Below are 21,067 nucleotides of genomic sequence, written 5' to 3' on the forward strand. Positions count from 1 at the left end.
TTTTACATCAGTCTGATTTTTATAGGTTTTGTGAAATGTTAAAAAATTATCGATGCCTAGCAGGACAGTTTTTGGCATCTTTATTTGCGCGATAATGGGTCTTTTTAGTCACTTTTAGTTATACCTGTATAAATATCCAGCTTCATTTCAACCTACATGAGAATACGTAATCCACGTTTAACCTAAAGTTAGCTAACTTTGGGGCATTTCCGCGTTAAGCATCAGTCGCAAGGGGATAAATTGAAACACCAGTTAACCAATGTAGATGCGGCTGAAGCCGTCGAAAACATGGATTTTTTCGCTGAGCTTACACGGACGTACTTGAAGCGTGCTTCAGCAGTGTCTGCGCATCCCCCGCTGGAGGCGAGTGATAGCTATTAAGCTAGCAAGCAAAAATAGCTTCATCGAAGGCTAACTAACTTTGGATGGGCTATTTGTTAGGCCTCAATCAACGCCAATCTATATAGTTATCGTCAATTGTTGAAGCACTGAAAGAACGAAATTTTTATGCAAAAAAACTGAAGTTAATAAACTCAACTCAACCACCTATTGTCGACATTATAGTGAGAATTCATAGTGTTTATGTGACAAAAAAGACTACCCCAACGTAAGGTTGTCGACAAAATAACAAAGGGGAACTTTATGAATTTATACAACACGCTTGGTTTTTTGAACACAATCTTTATACTCATTAGCTTAATCGGTGTATTTTCTCAACTACAAAAAATATGGAAGAGAAAGAAGGATCTAGAAACAAAAGATAATAGTTCTGAACTACTATCTTTAAATCAATTCTCGGTAAGTTTTTTGGCCTATTTTTCGTTTTTCATCTACGGGTATAGTATCGAACCATTTAACCATTATATCGTTTGGCCTCGGCTGATAGCATCATTACTATTGGGTCTTATATTATTTGAAATTTGGCAAGACCGAAAAAATAAGTCATCTACAGCTTGTTTATCAGTTGCTATAGCGATCTTCATTCTAGGTTGTTTAGGGCTTAGCTTTGGTAACATTTATACCGACGAAAGCAAATTAATTTCAAGTAGCCTAATTGTTGTTGTCACCTTGTTAATTGCTCAAGGCTATTATCACCAGATTATGTTGATTGCTCGCTCAGGACAAACAGGAGCTGTCGATCTAAGAATGAGTCAATTCATTCTAATGATGGATATCTCAACTATAGCTTTTGCTCTCAGCATGGGATTGAGCGATGGTTGGCCGTTATTCGTTCTTGCAACAGTCAGTGGAATTACTAAACTGATCATCATGTTCTTATTTCGCTGGGTTAGGCTAAGTAAAACCGCTCAGCAACGTAGAAATGCATATTTAGCATTAACTTAACAACAGCATATTGCGGCTTTGTTTCCTAAATTTAATTAACGAACAAAGCCCTCAAATATTCGTTATCTTAACAGCTAAGTAAGTTTCAGACGAGTGTGAAAAGGTGAAAGCGGGTATTTATGCCTAACCAAAAATAATCAGCAATTGTCATTTATCGATTAGTAAAAGTAGGTCAACTGTCTTTTTACTTATCAGTAGTACTTATCGCCAGTAACACGTTTTGGGGCATTTCCGTGCTAGAAGCTTTACCACTACAGTACAAATTAAAACACCAATGTTCCAAGTACAGATACGGCCGTGACCGTCCATGACATGGACGTCATGGCCGAATCCAAGGATGGACTTGCAGCGTGTCACGGCAGTGTCTGCACATGCGGTCGTTCCTACACATCCATGTGTTCATGACATTCGGACATCCTGTCCAGTCCCCCGCTGGAGGCGATTAATAACCATGAAATCACAAGTTCAAACAGGCTGCTTAGTCATACCTGTCAAAAATGTAATCAGTCTTCATTCGAAGGCCAACCAATTTGGGTGCAAAAGTGAGTTATCGCCAGCCTAAAGTGATTCTAATGACCAACTCTCAGTACTGCTGCAAATACACTCGCGACGTGCCTTTATATTAAAAAAAAGCACAAATGCTTAGCGTTTGAGCGTCAAAAAGCATCATTGATTGGCTAATTTTCGGGTTTTTATTGAAACCATTTGTTAGAATCGCCTGTTATTTTATGGCTGCGCTATTCGTTGCCATACTTTGTTTACCATTAAGCATCACGCAAAGTATTCAAGTTTTACTATTTAAAGGCAGGCTATGACCGTTCTTCTAATGACCCCTCCCATGACTCAGCTTAATACGCCTTATCCAGCAACGGCGTACTTAACGGGTTTTTTACGCTCCCAAGGCTATGAGGCGGTGCAGCGAGATCCTGCTATTGAACTTTTCTTAGAGATGATGACAGCCCCCGCGCTGGAGATTATTCGCCAACACGTAGAAGAGAACTTTGAGCACTTTGAAGATGACGAACTGCCTGATGCGATATTTAATTTTTTAGCCGAGTTTGACCGCTACCATCTTACTGTTGAGAGCGCCATTCGGTTTTTGCAAGGAAAAGATCCAAGCCTTGCGATGCGAATTAACTCGCGCCGTTTTCTACCCGAAGGCCCAGCATTCGATGCTATTACACAAATGGAAGCGGTATCTGGCGATGTATTGCAAGCAGCCTTTGGTAACCTAGGGGTACAAGATAAAGCTAAATATCTAGCCACCTTATTTATTAACGATCTGTCCAGTGTTATCACTCAAGGCGTTGATCCCTATTTTGAAGTGAGCCGCTATGGCGAACAGTTAGCGGCGGCAAACCCAAGTTTCGATAATCTCTACGAGACCTTAATGGGTGAACCGAGCTTTAGCTCTGAAATATTGGAACAATTAGTTGAGCATTATCTTGAGGAAACTCAACCTAGCGTAGTGGCGCTTACAGTGCCCTTCCCCGGCAATATGTTGGGTGCGCTGCGTATTGCGCAAACCTGTAAAGCCATCAATCCCGATATTCCTATTGTGGTCGGCGGCGGTTTTATTAATACCGAGCTACGCGCCCTTAAAGATCCTCGCGTGTTCGAGTTTATTGATTTTATCTGTCTCGATGACGGTGAACGCCCTTTCATAACCTTGCTGGAGTATTTTCAAGGCCAGCGTGAAGTGGACGATCTTGTACGCACCTATTTCCTCGCCGAAGATGAAAACGGTGAGGCTTATGTCCATTTTAATGAGAATGACCAGCTGCAAGATATCCCACAAACAGAGGTTGGCGCACCGATATATGATGGCTTGCCATTAGACGATTACCTGTCTTTATGTGAAATGCTTAACCCTATGCACCGTATATGGAGTGACGGTCGTTGGAACAAGCTCACCATTGCCCATGGTTGTTACTGGCGTAAATGTAGCTTCTGCGATGTTAGCCTCGATTATATCGACCGTTTTGACTCAGCGAGTGCGGATGTTCTAGTCGATAGAATTGAGCAGCTTATTGAAGAGACTGGCGAGACAGGTTTCCACTTTGTTGATGAGGCGCTGCCACCGAAACTATTATTCACTTTCGCTAAACGACTCATCGAACGTGGCGTAGTGATAAGTTGGTGGGGCAATATCCGCTTTGAACGCACCTTTAGCGAAGCGCGTTGCCAATTGTTAGCTGATTCAGGCTGTATTGCAGTCAGTGGTGGCCTAGAAGTGGCATCAGATAGACTATTAAAGCTAATGAAAAAAGGCGTTAGCGTTGAACGTGTCGCTCAGGTGACCAAAGCCTTCAGCGACGCTGGTATTTTAGTGCACGCCTACCTGATGTATGGCTTCCCAACACAAACCGAGCAAGAAACCGTTGATTCGCTAGAAATGGTTAGACAGATGATGCAGCAAGGCTGCTTTCAATCCGCCTACTGGCACCGCTTTGTCGCGACCATACATAGCCCAATAGGTTTAAACCCAGAAAACTTTGGTATTACCCTTGCTGAGAGACCAGAGGTTTTATTTGCTGAAAATGATGTCGATTTTACCGACCCAACCGGAACCAATCACGACATGCTTGGCGAAGGTCTAAGAAAAGCTATTTATAATTATATGCACGGTATTGGTTTTGATCAGCCGATGAGCTTCTGGTTCAATCAAGATGTTAAACCGACCAGCATGAGAAAAGACTTTGTTTCAAGAGCGGTAAGCAACCTCATCACCAGCAATGATAGCTGAGCATTAGTTAAATAACCCAAAACACTAACCGTCATCAGGGCCACCTTCTTTATATGCATCAGAACGTGGCCTAATTTAATTTCCCCAAAAGCACTTTTTGGTATGACTGATTACTAATATAGCGGCTTATTTTTGTTTTTCACGCCAACTTAATCTTAGCTACTTTTTATCACGCGCTTATCAACAAGCCCTATTCTTATAACTTGACAATAACAGTATCTTTTAGTGAATTCTGAGTGCTAGCTTGTTGTTATGAAATGAAATATTAGAAATAATATCAACTCTATGTTTAAGGGAAACCAAATACCTTGGTATCTGTTGGACACAATGACACTTTTTCTAAACGGAATTTCTACAATGAAAAAAGCACTACTGCTCTTAGTCGCAATATCTTCACTAACAGCTTGTACAGACGGTACAACTGGCAAAGCTTGCCTAGGAAAAAACAATGATTCGTTAGTTGAAGGCATGCAAGATCAATGTAAAGCAGGTGATGCGGTTGCAACAAAACACCCAGCCTATTTCTGTGACTTTAATTATGCCATTGCATATAACGACTATAACTCAGCAATGTGTATCTACAACGGCGAGCAAAAAGCAGAACGAACAGCTGATTAACTATATTAGGTGTTTAGTCATTAGATTAAGCACCTCTAATTTCAATCCGTATAAGACTTAACTTCTTCACTTATCTAAGCTTTCACATCCACCATCAACTCGAAAAATAACGGTTATACAATAACATAACTAGTTCATCACTTTTATCGAGCATGCTTTTTTTGCTAAGTGTTGCTGCCACTGCTACCCACTTTAAAATCATATTGGTGGCATTCTTCACAAGTTTCCTTGAGCTCCTGTATCGATTGTTAAAAACCGCAACAAATAAACTTTTTCGCTACATTAGTTACAAAAGCAACCAACCCAACCTTCACAAACAAATATAACCCATTGTATTCAAAGCAATATACACATTGGCACATATAATGCTTTGTTAGGGGTAATGAAACAACTTAAATGGGTTTAAAGACATGGAAGCACTTAATAACAACAAAATTATCCTACCAATTATGCTTGCTGCGCTACTTTCTGCATGTGGTGCAGAAGAAGAGGTAAAGGAAGAAGAAAAATATGCAGTTCCAGTAGAAACCGCAACCGTTATTCAAGGCGATGTATCCTCTTTTTATAGCACCACGGCAACACTTGAAGCACCAGAAGAAGCCAAAGTGGTTACCCGCGTTGCCGGTCTTATCCAATCAATTAGTGTGGAAGAAGGCGATCGTGTCACTAAAGGACAGTTGCTTGCAGTAATCGATTCAAAAAGACAGAAATTTGATTTAGACCGTTCACAGGCTGAAGTCGAAATTATTGAGCAAGAACTTAACCGCCTCAAAAAAATCAGTAATAAAGAGTTTTTCAGTGCTGACTCCATGGCGAAGCTCGAATATAACTTACAAGCAGCAATGGCTAAACGCGACTTGGCAGCTTTGTACGTACAAGAAAGCATGATCCGCTCACCGATTGATGGCGTCATCGCGACCCGCTTTGTAAAGTCGGGCAACATGGCTAAAGAGTTCGACGAACTGTTCTATATTGTTAATCAAGATGAGTTATACGGCATTGTGCACCTACCTGAGCAGCAATTGCAGCACCTTCGCTTAGGCCAAGATGCACAGATATTTGCCAACAAGCACACTAAAGACACCACTCACGCTACCGTTCTTCGCATTAGCCCTATTGTTGATGCTCAAAGCGGCACCTTTAAAGTGACGCTTTCAGTACCCAATCAAAAAGCCACGCTTAAAGCCGGCATGTTCACTCGTGTAGAGCTGCGTTATGACACTCACAATGACGTCATTACCGTGCCATATAACGCGCTAGTTAACCAAGACAATGAGTTTGCGTTATATGTCATCGATGGTAGTAACGCCAACCGTCGTACTGTGACTTTGGGCTACCGTGAGGCTGATACTGTTGAAGTGGTTGCAGGTATAGAGCCAGGTGAACAAATCGTTATCCGTGGTCATCAAAATCTTAAAGATCAGTCACTGGTTGAAGTGATTGGTTCTTTAGATATTGCATCAGCTAAATAGACTCGGAGCGCGCTATGTCGATAATAAAAACCTCGGTAAACCGTCCTGTCACAGTGTGGATGTTTATGTTTGCCGTCATTCTCTTTGGTATGGTTGGTTTCTCACGTCTCGCGGTAAAACTACTGCCTGATTTAAGTTATCCAACCATTACTATTCGGACTCAATATGTGGGTGCCGCGCCAGTTGAAGTGGAGCAGTTAGTCTCAAAACCCATCGAAGAAGCGGCGGGGATTGTCAAAGGCTTACGTAAAATAAACTCTATCTCTCGTTCAGGGATGTCTGATGTGGTACTCGAATTTGAGTGGGGCACAGATATGGATATGGCAAGCCTCGATGTCAGAGAAAAACTCGATACCATCGAACTGCCACTGGATGTAAAAAAACCGCTATTACTGCGCTTTAATCCAAACCTTGACCCAATAGTTCGCCTCGCCCTTTCAGTTCCAAGCGTTGATGGTGATGTGGCTAAATCTGCGAGCGATAGCGAACTCAAGCAGATGCGCACCTATGCGGAAGAGGAGCTTAAAAGACAGCTTGAATCATTATCAGGTGTCGCCGCAGTACGTTTATCTGGCGGGTTACAGCAAGAGGTACATATTCAACTTAATCAGCAAAAGCTAACACAACTTAACTTAAGTGCTGATCTCATTCGTAGCCGTATTGCAGAAGAGAACATTAACCTCTCCGCCGGTAAAGTTATCCAAGGCGATAAAGAGTATTTGGTTAGAACCCTAAACCAATTCAACTCGCTTGAAGAACTGGGGCAAATTGTTATTTATCGTGATGCGCAGACCTTAGTTAGACTCTTTGAAGTTGCTGAGATTGTCGATGCTCATAAAGAGCGCAACGATATTACTCGTATTGGTGACAGAGAATCAATTGAGCTTGCCATTTACAAAGAGGGTGACGCGAATACTGTCGCTGTGGCACGCAAAGTCACCGATGAGATAAATAAACTAAACAAAAATAGCCCTAAAGCTGAGCTACAGGTCATTTACGACCAATCAGAGTTTATTGAAAGCGCAGTGAATGAAGTCACCTCGGCAGCGCTTATCGGTAGCTTGCTGTCTATGTTAGTTATCTACCTATTTTTACGAGATATTATACCGACACTGATTATCTCAATTTCTATTCCTTTCTCCGTCATTGCCACCTTTAACATGATGTATTTTGCCGATATCAGCTTAAATATCATGTCGCTTGGAGGAATTGCACTCGCCGTCGGCTTGCTGGTTGATAATGCCATTGTGGTACTGGAAAATATCGACCGCTGTAAGTCACTGGGCATGAATAAACTCGATGCGGCTGTAACGGGGACGAAAGAGGTATCAGGTGCAATCTTTGCATCGACACTCACTACCCTTGCGGTATTTGTGCCTTTAGTATTTGTTGATGGCGTTGCAGGTGCGCTTTTCTCTGACCAAGCTCTGACCGTAACCTTTGCCTTACTTGCATCACTGTTTGTAGCACTGACCACCATTCCAATGCTTGCATCACGTGAAGGCTTTAAAGCGCTACCGCCGCTAATGGCTAAAACAGAGAAACAGAAGCCACAAACCAAACTTGGCAAGCTTAAGCATTACAGCGCTACCGTGTTCTCGTTCCCATTCGTATTGCTATTTAACTATCTGCCAAGCGCACTATTAACACTGGCGCTGATTATTGGCCGCAGCCTTTCTTGGCTTGTAGGGCTGGTTATGCGTCCATTAAGTAGTGCCTTTAATTGGATCTATTGTGTGCTTGAAAGTGGTTATCATCGCTTATTGGCTGGCGCGCTAAAATTCAGAGTGTTGACCTTATCCATTGCTATTGCCATTACTGCTGGCGCGGCCCTATTGGTACCAAGACTTGGTATGGAGCTTATACCGCCGATGAATCAGGGCGAGTTCTATGTCGAAGTGTTGCTGCCACCAGGGACTGAAGTGTCAGAAACCGATAAAGTACTGCGCACGCTAGCACTGTCGATTAAAGACCGAGCTGATGTTAAGCATGCTTATAGTCAAGCGGGAAGCGGCGGATTGATGACATCTGATACCTCTCGTGGCGGTGAAAACTGGGGACGTCTACAAGTCGTACTGGCAGATCACGACGCGTTTGCAGCTGTCACTCAGAAACTTCGCACCACAGCAATGCGGATCCCAGAGCTTGAAGCTAAAATCCAACACCCAGAGTTGTTTAGCTTTAAAACACCATTGGAGATTGAGCTTGTTGGTTACGACTTGGCGCAGCTTAAATCTACTGCTGATAGCTTAGTGGATGCTTTGTCTGACTCTGACCGCTTTGCAGATATCAATACAAGCCTTAGAGATGGACAGCCCGAACTTAGCATTCGCTTTGACCATCAACGCCTTGCCGCTTTAGGCATGGATGCACCATCTGTGGCAAACCGTATTGCACAGCGTATTGGCGGCACGATTGCCAGTCAATATACGGTTCGTGACCGTAAGATTGATATTCTAGTGCGCAGCGAACTTGATGAGCGTAACCAAATTAGTGATATCGATTCGATGATCATTAATCCAAACAGTAGTCACCCTATTTCACTCAGTGCTGTCGCAGATGTCAGCCTTAAACTTGGCCCATCGGCGATTAATAGAATTAGTCAGCAACGAGTCGCGATTGTCTCTGCTAACTTAGCCTATGGCGACTTAAATGACGCGGTATTGACCGCCCGTGAAATTCTCGCTAACCAAACGCTGCCGACTTCGATTCAGGCCCGTTTTGGTGGCCAAAATGAAGAGATGGAGCATTCATTCCAGTCATTACAGATTGCATTAGTATTGGCGGTATTTTTAGTTTACTTAGTGATGGCCAGTCAGTTTGAATCTTTGTTACACCCTTTACTCATTCTTATTGCGGTACCGATGGCGGTGGGTGGCAGTATTTTAGGGCTTTACATTACCCAAACGCATTTGAGTGTAGTGGTCTTTATTGGACTGATTATGCTGGCGGGTATTGTGGTTAACAATGCCATTGTTTTAGTGGATAGAATTAACCAGCTACGTCAGTCCGGACAAGACAAGCTCAGTGCGATAACCAATGCTGCCGAGTCGCGTCTTCGCCCTATCATCATGACCACAATGACAACCGCTTTGGGTCTATCGCCTATGGCACTTGGCTTAGGTGATGGCAGTGAAGTGCGTGCTCCGATGGCAATAACGGTTATCTTTGGCCTATCGTTATCGACACTGCTCACTCTGGTGGTTATTCCTGTGCTTTACGCGCTGTTTGATCGCAAAGATTATGCAAATAATGAAGTAGAGCAAGAAAGTGCTAGTGAGCCCGCTATCGAAGGGGGTCAAGTATGAATATCACCCGCCTTGCTATCGCACGGCCAGTAACCACGGCGATGTTCTTTGTCGCTATATTACTGTTCGGTCTCGCTTCTAGTCGCTTGTTGCCGTTAGAGATGTTTCCTGGCATCGATATTCCGCAAGTGATTGTAGAAGTGCCCTATAAAGGCTCAACGCCTTCAGAGGTTGAGCGCGATATAACCAGTGTATTAGAGGAAACATTAGCCACAATGGGCGGCATTGAAGAGCTGCGTTCAAGCTCTTCGCAAAATGGCGCCGAGATAGAGCTCAGAATGAAGTGGGGAGAAAATGTTGCCACTAAAAGCCTAGAAGCACGCGAAAAAGTAGACTCTGTACGCCACTTACTGCCTAAAGATGTTGAGCGAGTATTTATTAGGCAGTTCAGTACCGCCGATATGCCGGTTCTCAATTTACGAATATCGAGTGATAGAGAGTTATCAGGCGCTTTTGACTTACTTGATAAGCAGCTTAAAAGACCACTTGAACGTGTAGAAGGCGTGTCTCAAGTTACCCTTTATGGTGTTGAGCAAAAACAGATAGAGATCCGTATCAATGCTGACAAACTGGCCGCCAGTAATATCTCAATTAAAGCGCTGACTCGACGTATGCAACAAGAGAACTTTGTCATTAGTGCTGGCGTGTTAAAAACAGACTCGCGTGTCTATCAAGTATCGCCTAAAGGTGAGTTTAGAAATCTCGAAGAAATCAAGTCACTGGTACTCACCCCTGGAATGACCCTCGGTGATATTGCAACAGTCAGTTTCTCGTTACCTGAGCGTTTAGATGGTCGCCACCTAGACCAAAACTATGCGGTGGGACTTGATGTATTTAAAGAGTCCGGCGCAAACTTAGTTGATGTCTCAACGCGAGTGTTGAAAGTGATTGAAAGCGCCAAGCAAGATCCGCAGTTTCAAGGCGTTAAGCTGTTTGTGATGGAAGACCAAGCGTATGGAGTTACCTCATCACTGCGCGACTTGCTAACCGCAGGTTTGATTGGTGCCCTGCTCTCTTTTATCGTGCTTTATCTGTTTTTGCGTAATCTTAAGATGACCTTGGTGATCGTGTCATCAGTGCCAATCGCGATCTGTATGACGCTGGCTGCGATGTATCTGCTCGGTTACAGCCTCAACATTCTTTCTATGATGGGGTTATTGCTCGCTGTGGGTATGCTGATTGATAACGCTGTGGTCGTCACTGAAAGCGTACTGCAGGAAAAGCAGGCGCAAAAGTCAGATCCTACCGCCCAGAAAACTAAAGCCGGTGGTAACAGCTCGATACTAAACGGTGTTGATAAGGTATCGTTAGCGGTACTAGCCGGTACTTTAACCACCGCCATCGTATTCTTACCAAATATTTTTGGGGTGAAGGTTGAGCTCACTATTTTCCTTGAACATGTCGCCATTGCTATCTGTATTTCACTGGCAGCATCACTACTAGTGGCCAAGACCTTGTTGCCACTGATGCTCAGTAAAATGGAGTTTAACCTGCCGGAAAAAGTGCACAAAAGTAAGTTACAGCAGCGCTATCTTAATAGCCTTAACTGGATACTATCGAGACCAAAAACCTCCGGTGTTATCGCATTAATTTTGCTTGGCTCTACCGCATTACCGCTATCAATGGTGAAACAAGATCAATCTGATGGCGAAGGCAACAACCGCCTTTACATCAATTACCAGGTTGAGGGGCGCCATAGTCTAGATGTCACCGAGAAGATGATCGATAAAATGGAGGATTATCTGTACGCCAACCAAGACAAATTCTACATCGACTCGGTTTATAGCTACTTTTCTGCAGACAGAGGTCAATCGACCTTACTGCTAAAAGAAGATATAGAGATTGATATGAAAGCCTTGAAAAAGATGATCCGAGAAGGTTTCCCCAAATTTGCTATCGCGAAACCGCAGTTTGGTTGGGGTGGAGAAAACAACGGCATTCGCATCTCGTTGACTGGCCGTTCGACCTCTGAGCTCATCCATATCAGCGAGCAAGTGATCCCACTGCTTAGTGCTGTTGAAGGGCTGACTGATGTGCGTTCAGAGCTTAGCGGTGCGCAACAAGAGGTGGTGATCAGAATTGACCGTGAAATGGCGGCAAGACTGGATCTTAAATTGAATGAAGTGGCATCAAGTATCTCTATGGCACTTAGAGGTTCTCAACTGCGCTCATTCCGTCATGATCCAAATGGCGAACTTCGGATAGAGATGGCCTATGAGCAACAATGGCGTTTGTCACTAGAAAAGCTGAAACAGCTGCCGATCATCCGTATCGACAATCGTGTTTATACGCTAGACAGTCTGGCGAATATCGAGATCCAGCCTAGGTTTGACACTATTCGCCATTATGACAGACAAACTGCGCTGTCGATTGGTGCCAACCTCGATGATCTCACCACCGAAGAGGCGCAAGAGAAGATCACCCAAGTCATGGAGACGATTAACTTTCCTTCTGGCTACGGCTATTCGTTACGTGGAGGATTCCAAAAGCAAGATGAAGATGAGGCAATCATGGCAACCAACATGATTCTAGCTATCGCAATGATCTATATCGTGATGGCTGCATTGTTTGAGTCACTGCTGCTACCAACGGCGATTATCACCTCAATTCTCTTTTCGATTACCGGGGTATTTTGGGCGCTGCTATTTACCGGTACACCCATGTCGATAATGGCAATGATAGGGATCTTGATTTTAATGGGGATTGTGGTCAACAACGGCATAGTATTAGTCGACCAAATAAACCAGCTAAACCCTGAACTCGATAAGCTATCAGAAACCATCAGTCGAGTGTGTAATACCCGATTACGACCTGTATTAATGACGGTGGGCACCACAGTATTAGGTTTGGTTCCGTTAGCAATGGGTGATACTCAGCTAGGTGGCGGCGGCCCGTCATACTCACCGATGGCAATTGCGATTATTGGTGGACTGACGTTCTCTACTGTTACCAGTTTATACCTGGTACCACTGTGTTATCAGGCGCTATATAGAATGCGTCATCAATCGGCCATTCGCCTTGGTCAAGCAGATCGCTTCTCGCGTCGCATGCTGCCTTGGATGAACTAGCCAAATAGAAAGTTTAAAACCTAATAAAACCGAGCCACATATTGGCTCGGTTTTTTACTACTTCACAACTAAACATCGGCTAAACAGTGCTTCATTCACTGAAATGGCTTATAAACAGCTAGATTTTCGCTGAGTGACAAAGCCTCATACAGTTAACCTCACTCACAGCGCAGGCAGGCGCAGCTTAAAAGAAAATTAAATAAGGCATTAAAAGTATTAACCCACAGCGAGAACGCTTTTAGTTATACACACGAGCCTTACAATTTTGACATTTAGAGCAGCTGAGTACCTAAAAACAATATACCAAGTGAAAACACCAACAGAACAGATGTTAACCTCAAGCACAAATGCGCAACACAGGGTGCGAGTTAAGCCATAGGAAATAACACAATCAAGTCAGAATGGTTAATTAAAAAGCTAAAAACTCCAGTGACGCCCCTGTCACAAATTGATACACGCAAACCACGCCTTAGGTCACAAAAATTACAAAAACAGTCTCTATAATCACAGCCGCTAACAGTGAGTTATGCCAAAAATAAACCTGTCAGCAGTTTAAGAAGTTTTTTGACTTCTTGGGGTATAAACAAATATAAGAGAATGGATATGTTAAACAAAAAATTAATAGCAGTGGTTATCGCATCAACATTAGGGCTAACAGCATGTAGTTCTGATGACGATGACAACAAAGTCAGTGAAGTTCAGGTGGATCTTCGAATTCTTGAAACCTCAGATCTACACACCAATATCATGGATTTTAACTATTACAGTGGTAAAGAAGATCCTACAATCGGTTTAGCCAGAGCTGCTAGCCTAATCAGCCAAGCTCGTGCTGAAAAAGCAAACTCAGTCCTCGTTGACAACGGTGATTTACTGCAAGGTAGCCCTATGGGTGATTATATTGCCAGTACAGGCCTAAGCGACACCCACCCTGCTTATAAAGCGATGAATACCTTAGATTACGTCGTTGGTAATATTGGTAACCACGAGTTTAACTATGGCTTAGAATTCTTAGAAAAAGCCATTGCCGGCGCAAATTTCCCATACATCAACTCAAATGTTATCTGTGCTAATAAAGAGGGTTGTTGGAATGAAGTCGAATTTGCAGACAACATGTTCACGCCATACATCATTACAGACAAAGTGGTTGTAGATAGCAATGGTAATGAGCACACAATCAAAATCGGTTACATCGGTTTTGTTCCGCCACAGATCCTGCAGTGGGATAAAGCAAATTTAGATGGTGAAGTTGAAGTGCTAGGCATTACTCAAGCAGCCAGAAAGTTCATCCCAATGATGAAAGCTGAAGGTGCTGATGTCATTATCGCAATCCCGCATTCAGGTATTGGTTCATCAGACAACCCTGGCGATGCTTGGGCTGAAAACGCAACTTTCGCACTGACTCACGTTGAAGACATTAATGCCATCATGTTTGGCCATAGCCACTCTGTCTTCCCTGACGCAAAATATGCAGATCTGCCAAACACTGACGTTGAGAAAGGCTTATTAAACGGCATACCAGCAGTCATGCCTGGTCGCTGGGGTGATAACTTAGGTATTGTTGATCTTAAACTTCGTAAAGAAGATGGCAAATGGAATGTTTACCATGAAGAGTCACAAACTGAAGCGCGCCCAGTTTACGATACCGCAAACAAAGAAGAGTTAGTTACTGGTGAACAATCAATCCGTGATGCAGTAGAGCTTGAGCACCAAGGTACTTTAGAGTTTGTTAACCAACCTATTGGCGTGGCAATAGCGGACATGTACAGCTTCCTGACATTGGTTCAAGATGACCCAACTGTTCAGATTGTTTCTGACGCTCAAATAGCAAAAGTAACCCAGCAGATCCAAGCAGGCACTGATGATGAGCTGAAGAAGTTACCAGTATTGTCTGCATCGGCACCATTTAAAGCTGGTGGTCGTTATGAAGAAGGTGATGCAAGCCAATTCGTGATGGTTGAAGCGGGCGAGCTGACTTACAGTAACGCGGCGGATCTTTACTTGTACCCAAACACTATGGTCGCTGTTAAAGCTACCGGTGCTGAGCTACAAGATTGGCTAGAGTGTAGTGCAAATCAATTTAACCAAATTGATCCAACAAGCACTGCGCCACAAAACCTTATTAACCGTGCCGGTCACCCAACCTATAACTTCGACGTTATCGATGGCTTAACTTACAAAGTTGATGTCACTCAACCATCGAAGTTTGATCGTAACTGTGCTGTAGTTAATGCAGCTGCTAATCGAATTGTTGATTTAAGCTATACCGATGCTGATGACAAAGTCTTTACAGGAGCCGAACTAGCAGGAAAAGAGTTTGTTGTTGCATCAAATAACTACCGAGCATTTGGCGGCGCTTTTGCTGGAACAGGTCCTGATCACGTAGTACTGGAACTTCCTGATGAGAACCGTGAAGCGCTATCTCAGTACATTACGGCTGAATCTCAACCTGACGGTTCAGGTGGATACGACAGCGCAGTTGATCCTTCAGCTGATTACAACTGGGATTTCAAAACCATCACCACTAACGTAGCACTTGATGTTCGCTTTGAAACCCAAGACAGTGAACTTGCTGATACCTTCATCAAAGTAAACCAACAACGTACAATGGTTAAGCTTGCTAAAGATGACAGCACGGTTGCAGGTTTTGCTATCTACAGCATAGACTTAACGAAAGAGCCTGCTGCAAAGTAATGGCTAGCAACTAAGTTTAATCCACTAAAAAGGCTCCTAATGGAGCCTTTTTTATGGCACTTTATTGATTAACTGACCGGAAAAAGCCATTGGTAAACCCAACGAGCGCCATAAAAACCGGCCGGCAATCCCGCTACAATACCTAACAATAAGCCAAAGAATTTAAGTCTTTTCCGATTAAGTTGAGACAACATCTCGATATCGTCATCGCAATCAATCTGATCCTGTTGATGGGTCACTTGATTAGTATCCATATTGATTTCAACTCCCTGCCTTTAACCTAGATATCCCTATCGTCGAATTATGGCTGGCAATCACGATTAACGCCAATCATTACTTGCTACAAAATGTTTACCCTTAACCAACAAAACAACAATGACCTTATTTACACTCGAGTTAACACAAGAAAGCAGCCAATAAAGCTACGCATAGCATCTTCATAAAGAATATGTCGATACTCTCTAGCCATTACGTTCATCTGTATCGAAATAACATTGTTTAGTGACATTTTTAAGGTGAATATTCTGCTTAGCTAACGCATTCGCCGCATCTGTTGCCATGTCATTGGTTTTCAACGTGGCCTTAGCGCTTCTCAGTGATGCGAAGGAATCAAACATAAAGGTAACGGTTAAAGTCTGGTTTACATTGTTGTAATCCACTGTATGAGTCAACCATTCAAACCCCGCAACTTGCTCTTTTAGCTGCTCACAGACTTCAGTCAATACGATTCGGATAGTATTTTCTATTTTTTTGTCACTTTTTCTCACTACAGCCTCAATATTAGCGCATTCACATATGCCAGGTATAACGGTTAACGCTGGCGACTTTAATCTCAATCAGCTTATAGAATTAGCCTTGATTTATAACGATCAACTTAGCTATAAACCCTTTTATCGAATCGACATTGTCGAAACTGAACGCCAAGCCATAGTGAATACCGTTAACACTCTTTTGTACTCGCTTTGGAAACCGCGTCATTTCTGAATAATGACAATATTGTTCTTTGGCATGAACGCCCTCAAGTGCTGCCAAATCTGCCTTAAACACTTCATAAGCGGGTCTAATCACTAACTGAGCTTGCTTACCATCAACATACAGATAGAAAGGCTCCTTTAGTTTTGGCAACATATATTCAGTCACTTTTTTGAGAGTGAAGTTAGTGCGACATTCAAGCTCGCTCAATACTGCCATCATCTCTTGTTGTTCAATCGCCACGTTATTTCCTTGTTCATTATTGCCGTAAACACGGCATAAGGTTTAAGCTTGATAATAACGCCTTTCACAAAATCTGACTACGACTATCTGGCTGTTTTAATTTAATATACAAGCTTTATAGAGTTGTTTTTAGTCACATAAAAGAGTAAAAATAACTGTTATAAATCAGACTGCCACCGTGATTACCCATCAGTTTAAATGGCGGCTTGTGACATTGATAAAAAGGATAACTTTGTGAGTTCTCTTCCCTACTCTCAATCATGTGAAAATAATAAGGCGGCAATTGCCGCAATATTACAAGATAGTTTTAGCCAATCATCACATGTGCTGGAGGTTGGTAGCGGTTCAGGGCAACACGCTGTGCACTTCGCCAAACTGCTCCCCCACCTAACATGGCAGACTAGCGATCAGCTGGAGTATCATGCAGGGATCAACGCCTGGCTAGCAGAATCTCCAAGCGCCAACTTACGTAAACCACTTGAACTAGATGTATTACAACCATGGCCCATCTATCAACTAGAGCTGCCACTTATTGATGCAATATTTACCGCAAATACGCTGCACATCATGTCAAAAGAGATGGTTAGACAGTTCTTCTTAGGGGTTGGCAGACATCTAAATGAAAATGGACAATTATGTATTTATGGGCCTTTCAATTACCAAGGACAATACAGCAGTGAAAGTAATCGGAATTTTGACTGCTGGCTTGCAAACAGAAACCGGCAAAGTGCAATACGCGATTTTGAATGGATAATGCAACTTGCAGAAGAACAAGGGTTAAGCTTAATAGCTGACTTTAGCATGCCAGCTAATAACCGATTACTTCACTTTGAAAAACAGCGTTAGTCGACCTTCAACAACTGCTGCAGTTCAATTAAAGAACCAACCTCGTAATGCGGGGTGATATTGTCAGGTTTATCTTCACCAAGTCGATTAAGCCAACAAGTATCGATCCCAGCATTTAGGCCGCCCTGAATATCAGAATGCGGATTATCGCCAACCATTAAAACGGTATCGCGTTTAGGCTGACCCATTTGTGCAAAAGCGTGATCAAAAATACCAATATCTGGTTTGGCGACTCCCACTTGCTCAGAGATGACCAGCGGAGAAAAACGATCCATTAAACCCACTCGTTCCAATCTCACTGTTTGCAGTTCAGTGAAGCCATTAGTAATGATGCCCATATTAACTCTGCCCGTTAACGCATCAATCAGCTCCTGAGCACCCGGCAATAATGTACAGATGTCAGCCATCGCAGTAAGAAATTCACTATTAAGTTGCTGGGTAGATACTTTAATTTTTTCTGCCCACATTTCAAAACGAGTATTCTGCAGCTGCTTAGCGGTTAGCTTTCCATCTTGATAATCAACCCACAAAGGCTTATTCACCAACTGGTATTGCTGAAAATCCTCAGCGCTGAAATCAACATTGAATCGAGAAAACATCAGCTGCAAACCTTTAAAAGCATCAAAGTGAAACAAGGTTTCATCAGCATCAAACAATATCCAATCGTACTTCACGTAACTATCCTTTATATGGCTTTATCGCTTTATTAATGCGGCGAATTTTACCCTAATCGCTAGATAAAACCATAAGTATGCTCGATATTTGCAGCATTAACTTTCGGCGAATAAAGTCGCTGTTGACCAAGAGGTGATAGCTACCAGCATCAGCAGTTGAGATGGCTTGTGTTGTAGCGGCTGAGTCCTAATTATACTAAGCCGTAGTTAACTGATATTGAATGCCCTAACAATTTAATTAGCCATTATCTAAGCGAAATCAACACTTCCAGCAGTTACACCGCAAACCACGATGGTCTTCAACAGCGATAAATAAAAAAGCACCTTGTTGATTAGACAAAGTGCTTGCTGAGCAGTATTAGTCACCATTTCATGACTAATTCATGGCGCTATATTTTAAAACGTCTTACTAAATCGGTCAGTTTGTCAGTTTGTGTCTCAAGATCGGTACAGCTTTGCATTAAATTACCGGCTTCACTTTGAGTTTGCTCACCAATATTATTAACCTCTTGCATCATATCTCGAATAGACTGGGACACTTGATCTTGCTCTTGGGTGATACTAACAATACCCTGCATATGTTCACTGTTCTCATCTACGACGACAGTAATTTCAGTAAGTTGAGTATGTACAACTTGAGTATCTTCCATGTACTGATTAACTTGTTCACGTGTCGTTTGCATACTCGATTCAGCAGCAACCGCTTTACTTTGCAAGTCATTAATACTGCTTTGGATACTTTCAGTCGATTCTTGAGTTCGTTTGGCTAATTGACGAACTTCATCAGCAACAACCGCAAAGCCTCGACCGTGCTCACCCGCTCTTGCGGACTCAATTGCAGCATTCAGGGCTAACAAGTTTGTTTGTTCGGCAATATTTCGGATCACCACCATCACTTCGCCAATCGATTGGCTACTCATGCGCAGGTCTTCGATGGTATGAACGGCACTATCAAAATTTACATTCAGTGTTGATAATCCCTCCATTGAATTACTCAATACTGATTGACCTTGCTTTGAAGTATCGCTCGCCACTTCTGCCGATTGGCGGGCACTTGAGACCTGTTCTTTAATCTCATGGGCTGTCTCAGCCATCATGTTGATAGTATTAACCGCTGAAGCCACTTCTTGCTGTGATGCCTCAATTTTATTAGAGGCAAGCTGACTGATATCACTCACATTGGCAGTTGTCTGTTTTAACTCGGCACTACTGTCCTGTACATGGCTCACAATATTTTGGATTTGACTAACAAAGCTATTAAATGCCTCCGATAGCTGGCCAATTTCATCATTATTTTTAACAGGAATGGTTTTAGATAAATCTCCATCACCTTCAGCGATTTCAACTAAAGCTTCCTTCACCTGAGAAAGTGGTTTAAGCAGCATAGAGGTCATAAAATAAACTGCGACTAAGGTGACAACCAAAATGAGCAACACTATCAGAGCTGAAGATTGCACAGACTCCTTCACAGGCGCTTCGGCGTAATCTACCGGGATCATAATTGCCAGTTTCCAATCAAGACCTAATCGAGCAACCTCAACGTTACTAAACTGTACATAGTAGTCTTTGCCCCTCCAAGTGATTTGCGACTTGCCGTAACTGTCGCGATCCATTTGATTGGCTAGCAAGCCAAAGCCTGCATTACCATTTTGCAGATCTAATTTATCCAGTTTTATATTTTCGGTTTCGCGATTTTCGACATCTACAATCGCTAATTGCTCGTCAGGAAACACCACCATATCGCCATCATTATCTAATAAAAAAGCCTGGCCTTGCTCTTTGTAATGAATAGCTGAAACAATGTCATTTACAGATGTTAAGTAGAGATCAACACCACCAACACCGATGAATTTTTGCTGAAAATTATTGATTGGGAAGTTGATTGAGACATAAAATTCATTGTATCTTGGTTCAAAAATAATACGGCTTACATTCCAGTTGTTAGTATCTTTAACTTCGTTCCACCAAGGTCGCTCAAGCACATTATAACCCGGGATGACAGAGACTCCCTCTTCTGCAAAATACTCTCCTGTATAACCTGAACCAAAGAATATCGAGATAATGTCGCTACTTTGTTTCACCTCTCGGTTCATTATATCAACGACGCGTTCAAATTCAGGTGTATCCAATCCTTCACCGCTGACAGTATGGCTATCAAACCAATCGATAAGTCCCACGTTTCTAAATACCGTGTCGACGCCATTTGCGTGCTGCTTAAAGTAGCTTTCAATTTCAGTCGCATTTAACTTAATTGATGCCGCCATGGAATCATCCAATTCACTACTCGCGGATTGAGCTACGTACCGCACGGTAAAAAATGCAGTCAACAATAAGATTAGAGAGACAACAATTGCTGTAGAAACAACTATTTTTGCTGTTATCGAATTTTTAATACTCATAGGACACCCAATTATCACAATTCCAATTCATTTGTTGATTTATTATTCTGATTTATTCAAACAATTGCTAAATTAACATTCATTAACCATTATCGGCTCGCACACAACAAACGTTAATGCTTCAACATGAAAAACATTAATGGCGATAATATCAAAACGTATAGAAATTAAAAGCACCCGCTACAGATGCTAAATAAAACTTTGAGACAATCCATATAACAATGATAAAAAACGGCGAGTAACACTTTGCCTACCGCTCATATTAAGAGTGATTATCAGTTTTTAACACTGTGGCGGAGTAAATTTCAAGATCATTACCCACCAATAGCTTTAACGCCGGACAGTTTAACTTTATTTCACTATTTTTCAATAGCTAACGATAAAGGTATACAATATCCCCAGATTCTAGTATCATCCTTAATTGGTAAAAAAGTCGAAAACAATATTATTCAAATAGAATTTTAAAATAGTACTACCAGTTGAAAAAATGACAAATAGTTGAATAAAAGAACAAAACTAAACCCCTTAGTTATTATATACGCGCTTAAAGCTCCCTTGCTTTAATATAAAAACTCGTCTAACTAAAAATATTTACTTTATAAGTGGCAACCTTGCAGGCCTAAACAGGTTAAATTTGGATTATAAAAATAAAAACCAACAAGTTAACTAAAAGTCTTATTTTAAGA

The 21,067-nt window shown here is 42.3% G+C and carries 13 protein-coding genes; 8 read left to right on the forward strand and 5 right to left on the reverse strand.

What is annotated here, in order from left to right:
* Positions 1–642 precede the first annotated feature (642 nt).
* The 7 genes from K5R16_RS21065 (at position 643) to K5R16_RS21095 (ending at position 15,247) form a co-directional block, all read left to right on the forward strand.
* The gene (locus tag K5R16_RS21065) at positions 643–1,344 is read left to right on the forward strand and encodes a hypothetical protein (protein WP_220740255.1); all 702 of its coding nucleotides are present in this window, start codon (positions 643–645) and stop codon (positions 1,342–1,344) included.
* 811 nt (positions 1,345–2,155) lie between these two features.
* The gene (locus K5R16_RS21070; protein WP_220740257.1) at positions 2,156–4,090 is read left to right on the forward strand and encodes a radical SAM protein; all 1,935 of its coding nucleotides are present in this window, start codon (positions 2,156–2,158) and stop codon (positions 4,088–4,090) included.
* Positions 4,091–4,447: 357 nt separating this feature from the next.
* On the forward strand, positions 4,448–4,708 hold the full coding sequence (locus K5R16_RS21075; RefSeq protein WP_220740259.1) for a hypothetical protein: 261 nt from the start codon (positions 4,448–4,450) through the stop codon (positions 4,706–4,708).
* Positions 4,709–5,118: 410 nt separating this feature from the next.
* A complete protein-coding gene (locus K5R16_RS21080) occupies positions 5,119–6,180 on the forward strand; it encodes an efflux RND transporter periplasmic adaptor subunit (RefSeq protein ID WP_220740261.1) in 1,062 nt (353 codons plus the stop codon).
* 14 nt (positions 6,181–6,194) lie between these two features.
* Positions 6,195–9,488 (forward strand): efflux RND transporter permease subunit, encoded by a 3,294-nt coding sequence (locus K5R16_RS21085; RefSeq protein ID WP_220740262.1) that lies wholly within the window; start codon positions 6,195–6,197, stop codon positions 9,486–9,488.
* Complete coding sequence (locus K5R16_RS21090) at positions 9,485–12,556, forward strand: efflux RND transporter permease subunit (protein ID WP_220740264.1); 3,072 nt, start codon at positions 9,485–9,487, stop codon at positions 12,554–12,556. Before K5R16_RS21085 ends, K5R16_RS21090 begins: the two co-directional genes overlap by 4 nt.
* 603 nt (positions 12,557–13,159) lie before the next feature.
* On the forward strand, positions 13,160–15,247 hold the full coding sequence (locus tag K5R16_RS21095) for a bifunctional 2',3'-cyclic-nucleotide 2'-phosphodiesterase/3'-nucleotidase (RefSeq protein ID WP_220740266.1): 2,088 nt from the start codon (positions 13,160–13,162) through the stop codon (positions 15,245–15,247).
* Positions 15,248–15,315: 68 nt separating this feature from the next.
* Here the strand turns inward: K5R16_RS21095 and K5R16_RS21100 are convergent, their stop codons facing one another.
* The 3 genes from K5R16_RS21100 to K5R16_RS21110 all read right to left on the reverse strand — a co-directional run bounded on the left by K5R16_RS21100 (position 15,316) and on the right by K5R16_RS21110 (position 16,462).
* Complete coding sequence (locus tag K5R16_RS21100) at positions 15,316–15,501, reverse strand: hypothetical protein (RefSeq protein WP_220740268.1); 186 nt, start codon at positions 15,499–15,501, stop codon at positions 15,316–15,318.
* A gap of 207 nt (positions 15,502–15,708) precedes the next feature.
* Positions 15,709–16,014 carry a Fis family transcriptional regulator gene (locus K5R16_RS21105; protein WP_220740270.1) on the reverse strand — a complete coding sequence of 102 codons (306 nt, stop codon included), beginning with the start codon at positions 16,012–16,014 and terminating at the stop codon, positions 15,709–15,711.
* Between the two features lie 82 nt (positions 16,015–16,096).
* Positions 16,097–16,462 (reverse strand): hypothetical protein, encoded by a 366-nt coding sequence (locus K5R16_RS21110; RefSeq protein ID WP_220740272.1) that lies wholly within the window; start codon positions 16,460–16,462, stop codon positions 16,097–16,099.
* 234 nt (positions 16,463–16,696) lie between these two features.
* On the opposite strand from K5R16_RS21110, the gene K5R16_RS21115 reads away from it, so the two are divergent.
* Entirely contained in the window at positions 16,697–17,308 is a 612-nt protein-coding gene (locus K5R16_RS21115) for a DUF938 domain-containing protein (RefSeq protein ID WP_220740274.1), read from the forward strand.
* Here the strand turns inward: K5R16_RS21115 and yjjG are convergent.
* Together yjjG and K5R16_RS21125 are read right to left on the reverse strand one after the other, a co-directional pair.
* Complete coding sequence (gene yjjG / locus K5R16_RS21120) at positions 17,305–17,982, reverse strand: pyrimidine 5'-nucleotidase (RefSeq protein WP_220740275.1); 678 nt, start codon at positions 17,980–17,982, stop codon at positions 17,305–17,307. The genes K5R16_RS21115 and yjjG overlap by 4 nt on opposite strands.
* A gap of 389 nt (positions 17,983–18,371) precedes the next feature.
* Positions 18,372–20,381: a methyl-accepting chemotaxis protein gene (locus K5R16_RS21125; protein WP_220740277.1), complete on the reverse strand. Its 2,010-nt coding sequence runs from the start codon at positions 20,379–20,381 to the stop codon at positions 18,372–18,374.
* Positions 20,382–21,067: the final 686 nt, after the last annotated feature.

Origin of the sequence: Shewanella sp. c952 (assembly GCF_019654975.1) — a bacterium.
Classification (GTDB): domain Bacteria; phylum Pseudomonadota; class Gammaproteobacteria; order Enterobacterales; family Shewanellaceae; genus Shewanella.

Bases quoted from the DNA above. Each gene is read 5' to 3' on its own strand.
- K5R16_RS21065 (WP_220740255.1), top strand. From the start codon at position 643: ATGAATTTATACAACACGCTTGGTTTTTTGAACACAATCTTTATACTC.
- K5R16_RS21095 (WP_220740266.1), top strand. From the start codon at position 13,160: ATGTTAAACAAAAAATTAATAGCAGTGGTTATCGCATCAACATTAGGG.
- K5R16_RS21070 (WP_220740257.1), top strand. From the start codon at position 2,156: ATGACCGTTCTTCTAATGACCCCTCCCATGACTCAGCTTAATACGCCT.
- K5R16_RS21080 (WP_220740261.1), top strand. From the start codon at position 5,119: ATGGAAGCACTTAATAACAACAAAATTATCCTACCAATTATGCTTGCT.
- K5R16_RS21075 (WP_220740259.1), top strand. From the start codon at position 4,448: ATGAAAAAAGCACTACTGCTCTTAGTCGCAATATCTTCACTAACAGCT.
- K5R16_RS21090 (WP_220740264.1), top strand. From the start codon at position 9,485: ATGAATATCACCCGCCTTGCTATCGCACGGCCAGTAACCACGGCGATG.
- K5R16_RS21125 (WP_220740277.1), bottom strand. From the start codon at position 20,381: ATGAGTATTAAAAATTCGATAACAGCAAAAATAGTTGTTTCTACAGCA.
- K5R16_RS21100 (WP_220740268.1), bottom strand. From the start codon at position 15,501: ATGGATACTAATCAAGTGACCCATCAACAGGATCAGATTGATTGCGAT.
- K5R16_RS21085 (WP_220740262.1), top strand. From the start codon at position 6,195: ATGTCGATAATAAAAACCTCGGTAAACCGTCCTGTCACAGTGTGGATG.